The sequence below is a fragment of the Collinsella aerofaciens genome (assembly GCF_015554145.1).
Taxonomy (GTDB): domain Bacteria; phylum Actinomycetota; class Coriobacteriia; order Coriobacteriales; family Coriobacteriaceae; genus Collinsella; species Collinsella aerofaciens_AA.
In genome coordinates this window covers 115,797-122,599 of the sequence record NZ_JADNHZ010000005.1, presented here as the reverse complement: position 1 = coordinate 122,599, position 6,803 = coordinate 115,797, and the positions used below count along the sequence as shown (strand labels likewise).

Genomic DNA, 6,803 nt, shown 5'->3' with positions numbered 1-6,803 from the left:
GCAAATGGCGGGATTGCGTTGGCATGATTGGTTATTGAGCGTTGGTCAAAATGGTTGTTTTTACAGTAGCGCTAACAGCACGCCCAGGGCGGTCCGCGCGATCACCGCGGCGTCGCGCTCGTCGGTCTTGGCCTCGCCGGCGAACAGGCCCGCGGCGCGGCTGGCGGCGAGCCCGGGCAGGTGGGCGACCCCGAGCCCCGCGGCGCGGGCCCGCCTCACGGCGAGGGACCCTATGTTGCGGAACTGGTCGACGACGACGAGCGTGCCGGCGGGCGCGGAGGCGAACAGCGCGTCGAGCTCGGCCTCCCTGTTGCGGACGGGGGCGCTGGCCAGCACCTCCCCGTCGCGGTCGACCAGGCAGGCCCAGTGCGATGACTTGCCGACGTCCAGGCCGAGCACGGCCGCGGGCCTGGTGGATGTCGCTTTCACGGTGGTATCCTTCCGGTAGTCGTTCGACCGGATGGCCTCCCCCTCGGCACTCACATTACCAGCCGCGGCACCTGCCCGGCACTTTCCTATCAGCCGTCGGGGGCGGCGCGTCCCGCGCCGGCAGCACCCAACGGGCCCTCTCTGGGGCAGGGACGTTCGGCCGTGCGCGGGCGCCCGGTCGGCGGCCCGTTCTGGGCGCGCCTCAATCGTAGCCCGAGACGGTCCCGGGCTGACAATTTCGACTGTAATGGACGTTCTTAAACGACTAGTCACTGGGGACACTCTTTGTTTGCCACCCACAAATCTGACTGCCTCCGCCAAAACTATGGCGGTTTACTACGATGAATCGCTCAACCGCGACCACACGAAACTTGTTGAACTAAAACCGCAGGTAGATGCCTTGCACTTTTTAGCAAAAAGCCGGCGTGGTTAGAATTCCTCAATTCATCGTAGTAAACCGGCATAGTTTCGTATTTCCAGCAGTTCCAAATTCATCAATACGTCGGCGTTTGCGAAAAAAGCCCGACCTCCGTAGGAGATCGGGCTTATAGGGCTCAGTTAAACCAAACCTACACGGTCAAATGACCCGCAGATTACATCTGCTCGGGCGCGGAAACGCCAACGAGGGTAAGCACCAGGGCGAGCGTCACGCGGACAGCGTCGCAAGCTGCCAGACGGGCGCGCGAAAGCTCGGGGTCGACGGGACGGCCCTCGCTCGGCAGAACCTGGCAGGCAGCGTAGAAGCTGTGGAAGTCGCCGGCGAGCTCCTCGGCAAAGTGGGTCAGACGGAACGGAGCGCGGTCGCGAGCACAGCTGGCGATCAGGTCGGTGAGCTCGTTGAGCTTGCGCGAAAGGGCGAGCTCGGTCGGGTCGGTCAGCAGCGAGTAATCGACGTTCTCACCGATGGCCTTGGCGGCAACGGCCTTCATGCCCATCTCGTCGGCCTGCTCGGCGGTAACGTCGGCGGCACGGCGCAGGATGGAGCACACGCGGGCGTGAGCATACTGCACGTAATAGACCGGGTTGGAGTTGTCGCGCTTCTTAACGGCCTCGATGTCGAAGTCGACCATCTGGTTGGAGCTCTTGGAGATGAGCGTGTAGCGAGCGGCATCGGAGCCGACCTCGTCGACGAGCTCCTGCAGGGTCACCATGGTGCCCTTGCGCTTGGACATACGGACGGGCTTGCCGTTACGCAGCAGGTTGACGAGCTGGCCCAGCAGAACCTCAAACTTGCCGGGGTAACCCAGAGCGTCGCAGACGCAGCGTACGCGCTCGATGTAACCGTGGTGGTCGGCGCCCCAGATGTCGATGACGTGATCGACGCGCTGGAACTTATCCCAGTGATAGGCGACGTCGGAGGCGAAGTAGGTGTACTCGCCGTCGGACTTGATCAGGACGCGGTCCTTGTCGTCGCCCAGATCGGTGGAGCGGAACCACAGGGCGCCGTCCTTGGTGTAGAGGTAGCCCATCTTGTCGAGCTTCTCAAAAGCGCGGTCGACGGCGGAGGTGCCGGCGGTCTCGCCCTCGGTGTCCTTCACATACAGCGAGCGCTCGGAGTACCAACGATCGAAGTCGCAGTTGACGGCGTGGCAGAGGTCGCGCATGTTATCGACCATCTTTACATAGCCGCGCTCGCGGAAGCTCTCCATGCGCTCCTGAGGATCGGCGTTGACCCACTTATCGCCGTCGGTGCGCCAGAACTCGGCGGCCTCGTCGATGATGTAGTCGCCGCCGTAAGAGTCCTTGCCCAAGGTCTCGGCAAAGTTGTCCTGATACGGATGGGTCTCGGGGTGCTCGTCGTTCTCGTCGGCAACAAAGGCGTCACGGTCGGCGATCAGCAGCTTGTGAGCCTCGTCGATATCAACGCCCTGCTTGGCGATGATGTCGGCAAGCTGCATATAGCGCGTGCTGATGGAGTTGCCGAAGGTGTTCATCTGAGAGCCGTGGTCATTGATGTAGAACTCACGCTGGATCTCATAGCCGGCGTGGTCCATAACGCGGCAGAGCGAATCGCCCAGCGCGGCCCAGCGGCCGTGGCCGATGTGCATGGGGCCGACGGGGTTGGCGGAAACGAACTCGACCTGGGTCTTCAGGCCACCACCGACGTTGGACTTAGCGAAGTCCATGCCCTTCTCGCGAGCCTCGCCAAAGATGGCATTCTTGACGGCAACGGAGAGGTAGAAGTTGATGAAACCGGGGCCTGCGATCTCAACCTTCTCGATCGCGGGATCCTCGGGCATATGGGCAACGATGGCCTCGGCGATCTTGCGCGGGGCGCAGTGGGCCAGCTTGGCGGACTTCAGGGCCATGGTAGAGGTCCACTCGCCATGAGAAGTGTCAGCCGGTCGCTCGATAGCGCAATCGTCAAGTTCAAATGCGGAAAGGTCGCCGGCCTCCTGGGCCGCAGCAAGCGCAGCGCGTACCAGCTCTTCAATCTTCTCGGGCATAGATCCTCCTTGTGTTAAAGCCCCCGAGCTCTTGGTCACTCGTAGGGCAAAAGCCAGAGTTTGTAGCACTCTATCACAAGCGAGGGGCACTGTCGCAGGGTAAAGCCAATCGAAATTGCATATGCACAAAATTGACTACAGCTTGTATGGAGTCACTCAAAGATGCCGGTCTGCCTGCAGATTATGCACGCGTTGAAAATGCATAAAGGTGTGAATGAGCTGTGTCTTTTATCGAATACTCTTACCTATCAGAGTTGTGTGCTTTTCCTGCATAAAGCGAGGATTTGCGCACGTCAGCGTGTTATTCTAGACATACGCAAATTCGTATAAGTTGGAGGTAGCATGTTCTCAATCGGTCAACACGTCATTCATCCGGGTCAGGGAGTCTGCACCGTCGTCGGTTTTAGGGACGACACACCGCAGCCCATGCTGCTGCTCGAGACCAAGCAGGGACATGCGCAGACGATCCTTATGTACCCCGTGGCGCAGGCCGACCGTTTGCACGCTGCCATCTCGCAGCAAGATGCCGAGCACCTGCTGAGCCACTACGACGAGCTGGAGTGCGACACCTTTACCGAGCGCAACAGCTCGCTGGAGGAGACGCACTTTAAGCAGCAGCTCAAGCTGGGTGCGCCCGAGACGGTCCGCGTGGCAAAAACCATGATGCACCGTATTCGCCAGGCCGAGGAAGCAGATAAAAAGCCCAGCTCTTACTACATGCGCGTACTCAAGGAAGCCAAGCGCCGCTCCATCGAGGAGTTCGCTGTGGCCCTGGGCGTCACCGAGGAGGACGCCGAAGCCCGCCTAGCCCAAGCCGCCCTCAACTAACCTGCCAAAAAGGGACAGGTTTATTTTGGCAGGTTTTATCTGGCCAAACGTCAACAAACAATCAGTAAACGGCCGGGAGCTCCGTTTTATTTTGAGCGCCCGGCCGTTTTTCTGTCACCGTAGAAATGTGTGAAGCCCATTTGCGATGACATCACTCGAGGGCCGTCCAGATCGACGCAACCAACGCCCGTATCCGCAACAAGCGCGCCCGTCTTGCTCAATTACCATTAAAAAGCATCAATTTGAAAACGCAATAACATTTCGGCAGGTAGCAGCTATAGTCGGTGAACTGAATCTCGACAACCGAAGCCTCCGAATGAGGTATCTTCAGCCCATCCAAGCTAAAGGAGGGGCCATGCCGAGAAAACCTCGTTCAAAGTCACCAACCGGTTATTTCCACATCACGTTGCGTGGAAACGGAGGGCAATTGCTGTTTGACGATGCCGAGGACCGAATCGCCATGCTTCAGATCCTCGATGCGATCCTCCCCAAACACAATATCGAGCTTGTCGCTTGGTGCCTTATGGGAAACCACATTCATCTGCTCATCGACGATCCGGAAGACCGCAAGAGCGACGCGATGCACGCGGTAGCCGTATCGTATGCGGGCAGGTACAATGCGCGGACGGGGCATATCGGACACGTGTTTCAGGAGCGGTTTTGGGATTCGCCCATTAAGTCGGAAGTGTATTTACTCGAAGCAATTCGATACATTCATCTGAATCCACAAAAAGCAGGACTGGCGCGCTTCGAAAACAAGGGCTAACGGTTAAGTAGATTCAGCTGCTGACCGGACTGGGAACATGGATTATCAAGAACGCGTCGTAGCGTCGCGTTTGCCGAGTTACGGATACGGCGAAGCGCAGCTGTCTGCCGCGAGGCGCCGCCATTCGCCAGCGTCACCATGTCAAACAGAAAACGCTTCCGCTGAATAACATCCAACGGAAGCGTTTACCCAAATAAAACCTACCAAAATAAACCTGTCCCTTTTTTGGCAGGTTAGGCCTGGAAGGTGTCGCGGTCGGGCGCGAAGGACTGCATGGCCGCGATGGTGCGGTCGAAGAGCTCGGGAAGCTCCCAGCCCAACATCTCGGCGCCCTGCGAAATCACGTCGCGCGAGCAGCCGGCGGCAAAGCGTTTGTCCTTGAACTTTTTCTTGAGCGACTTAGTCGTAAAGTCCATGACGCTCTTGCTCGGACGCATGATCACGGCAGCGCCGATCAGGCCGGTGAGCTCGTCGCAGGCAAACAGGATCTTCTCCATCTGCAGCTCGGGCTTGGGCAGCGAGGTGTTGAAATCGGACGTGTGCGTCTGAATGGCGCGAATGAGTTCGGGGGAGGCGCCCTCGCCCTCGAGGATTTCGGCCGCATAGATGGTGTGGTTCACGGGGTCGTCCTCATGCTCCTCCCAATCCAAGTCGTGCAGCAGGCCGACGATGCCCCAAAACTCCTCGTTCTCGGGGTCGAACTCGCGCGCAAAGTAGCGCATGGTGCCCTCGACCGTCTCGCCGTGGGTGATGTGGAACGGGTCTTTGTTGTGCTCGTTAAGCAGTTCGAACGCACGGTCGCGGGTGATTCCGGCGGAAAGCATCTGGGACATGGCAATACCTCCAGGTGAGTCGGTGCTAGGACACGGTGTCATTATCGTATATCGCCGTGGCTCAAGCCGAAAGGCAGAAAAGGTATACGGAGAAAAAAGCCGGGCAAACGTGTCGCCCGGCAAAACCGCAGATAAAACCTGCCAAAATAAACCTGTCCCTTTTTGGTAGGTTTAGGGGCGAACCTGGCCGGTGCCGCGGAGCTTGTATTTGTAGGTGGTGAGGGCCTCGGCGGCAAAGGGGCCGCGGGCGTGGAGCTTTTGGGTCGAGATGCCAATCTCGGCGCCCAGGCCAAACTCGCCGCCGTCGGTAAAGCGCGTGCTGGCGTTGGCATACACGGCTGAGGCATCGACTGCATCCAGGAAGCGCTCGCAAGCATCCGTGTCCTCTGCAACGATGGCCTCGGAGTGCATCGTGCCGTAGCGGTTGATGTGCGCGATGGCCTCGTCCTCGTTCGCCACGACCTTCACGCTCATCTCGAGCGCCAGATACTCGCGACCCCAGTCCTCCTCAGTCGCGGCAACGTAGTCATCGCCCTCGGCAAGCCCGGCGTCGGCGCATGCGGCGCACGTGGCCTCGTCGCCGTGAATGAGCACGCCGTGGTCATGCAGCACGGCCACGACCGCGGGCAAAAACGCATCGGCCACGGCACGGTCGACCAGCAGCGACTCGGCGGCATTGCACACGCCTACACGCTGGGTCTTGGCATTAACGATAATGTTGAGCGCCTTATCAAAGTCGGCGGACTCATGCACGTAGATGTGACAGTTGCCCGTGCCCGTCTCGATCACCGGCACAAGCGACTCGCGCACGCAGCGCTGGATCAGGCCTGCACCGCCGCGCGGAATGAGTACGTCGACAATACCGCGGAGCTTCATGAGCTCGCCAGTGGCCTCGCGGTCGGTGGACTCGATCATCGACACGGCCTCGCGCGGGAAGCCCTTGGCCTCGAGCGCATCGGCCAGCAGCTCAGAAATCATGGCACACGAGTGATAGGCCAGCGAGCCGCCGCGCAGAATGCAGGCGTTGCCGGTACGGATGCAGATGCCTGCGGCGTCGGCCGTCACGTTGGGGCGCGCCTCGTAGACCATAGCGACCAGGCCCAGCGGCACACTCACACGGGTCAGGTCCACGCCACTTGCAAGCACGCGGTGGTCGAGCACGCGGCCCACGGGATCGGGCAGCTCGGCGAGCTTTTCCAGGCCGGCGGCCATGCCCTCGACGCGCTCAGGCGTCAGCAGCAGACGGTCGAGGAGTCCCGCCGAGGTACCCGCATCGCGCGCGGCGGACATATCGAGCTCGTTGGCGGCGACGATGGAGTCGACACCGTTGCGTAGTGCTGCGGCCATGGCGCGCACGGCCTCCTGGCGCTGTTCATCGCTCGCCGTGGCAAGCGAGACCGACACTGCCTTGGCGGCAACGGCAAGATCGAGGACATACGTGGCTATATCGACCGACATGGGCGGCCCTTTCTCCTAGAAGTTTGCAACCATGGTAGCCGA

Annotated in this window: 6 protein-coding genes; 2 read left to right on the top strand and 4 right to left on the bottom strand. The window is 60.2% G+C overall.

Annotated features, from left to right (window positions below; all coding sequences use genetic code 11):
• Positions 1–60 precede the first annotated feature (60 nt).
• Both I2E13_RS11185 and argS read right to left on the bottom strand, forming a co-directional pair.
• Positions 61–429: an IS110 family transposase gene (locus I2E13_RS11185; RefSeq protein WP_324249367.1), complete on the bottom strand. Its 369-nt coding sequence runs from the start codon at positions 427–429 to the stop codon at positions 61–63.
• A gap of 593 nt (positions 430–1,022) precedes the next feature.
• Positions 1,023–2,876 (bottom strand): arginine--tRNA ligase, encoded by a 1,854-nt coding sequence (argS, locus tag I2E13_RS03350; protein WP_117563961.1) that lies wholly within the window; start codon positions 2,874–2,876, stop codon positions 1,023–1,025.
• Between the two features lie 342 nt (positions 2,877–3,218).
• On the opposite strand from argS, the gene I2E13_RS03345 reads away from it, so the two are divergent.
• Together I2E13_RS03345 and I2E13_RS03340 are read left to right on the top strand one after the other, a co-directional pair.
• The gene (locus I2E13_RS03345) at positions 3,219–3,704 is read left to right on the top strand and encodes a CarD family transcriptional regulator (protein ID WP_022094807.1); all 486 of its coding nucleotides are present in this window, start codon (positions 3,219–3,221) and stop codon (positions 3,702–3,704) included.
• Positions 3,705–4,059: 355 nt separating this feature from the next.
• Entirely contained in the window at positions 4,060–4,470 is a 411-nt protein-coding gene (locus I2E13_RS03340; protein ID WP_195404185.1) for a transposase, read from the top strand.
• 233 nt (positions 4,471–4,703) lie between these two features.
• Here I2E13_RS03340 and I2E13_RS03335 read toward each other — a convergent pair whose 3' ends face one another.
• Positions 4,704–5,303 (bottom strand): HD domain-containing protein, encoded by a 600-nt coding sequence (locus I2E13_RS03335; RefSeq protein ID WP_195404184.1) that lies wholly within the window; start codon positions 5,301–5,303, stop codon positions 4,704–4,706.
• 171 nt (positions 5,304–5,474) lie between these two features.
• The gene (locus I2E13_RS03330; protein ID WP_195404183.1) at positions 5,475–6,761 is read right to left on the bottom strand and encodes a glutamate-5-semialdehyde dehydrogenase; all 1,287 of its coding nucleotides are present in this window, start codon (positions 6,759–6,761) and stop codon (positions 5,475–5,477) included.
• Positions 6,762–6,803 lie beyond the last annotated feature (42 nt).

Coding starts and splice junctions, on each gene's coding strand:
- argS (WP_117563961.1), bottom strand. CDS start 2,876: ATGCCCGAGAAGATTGAAGAGCTGGTACGCGCTGCGCTTGCTGCGGCC.
- I2E13_RS03345 (WP_022094807.1), top strand. CDS start 3,219: ATGTTCTCAATCGGTCAACACGTCATTCATCCGGGTCAGGGAGTCTGC.
- I2E13_RS03340 (WP_195404185.1), top strand. CDS start 4,060: ATGCCGAGAAAACCTCGTTCAAAGTCACCAACCGGTTATTTCCACATC.
- I2E13_RS03335 (WP_195404184.1), bottom strand. CDS start 5,303: ATGTCCCAGATGCTTTCCGCCGGAATCACCCGCGACCGTGCGTTCGAA.
- I2E13_RS03330 (WP_195404183.1), bottom strand. CDS start 6,761: ATGTCGGTCGATATAGCCACGTATGTCCTCGATCTTGCCGTTGCCGCC.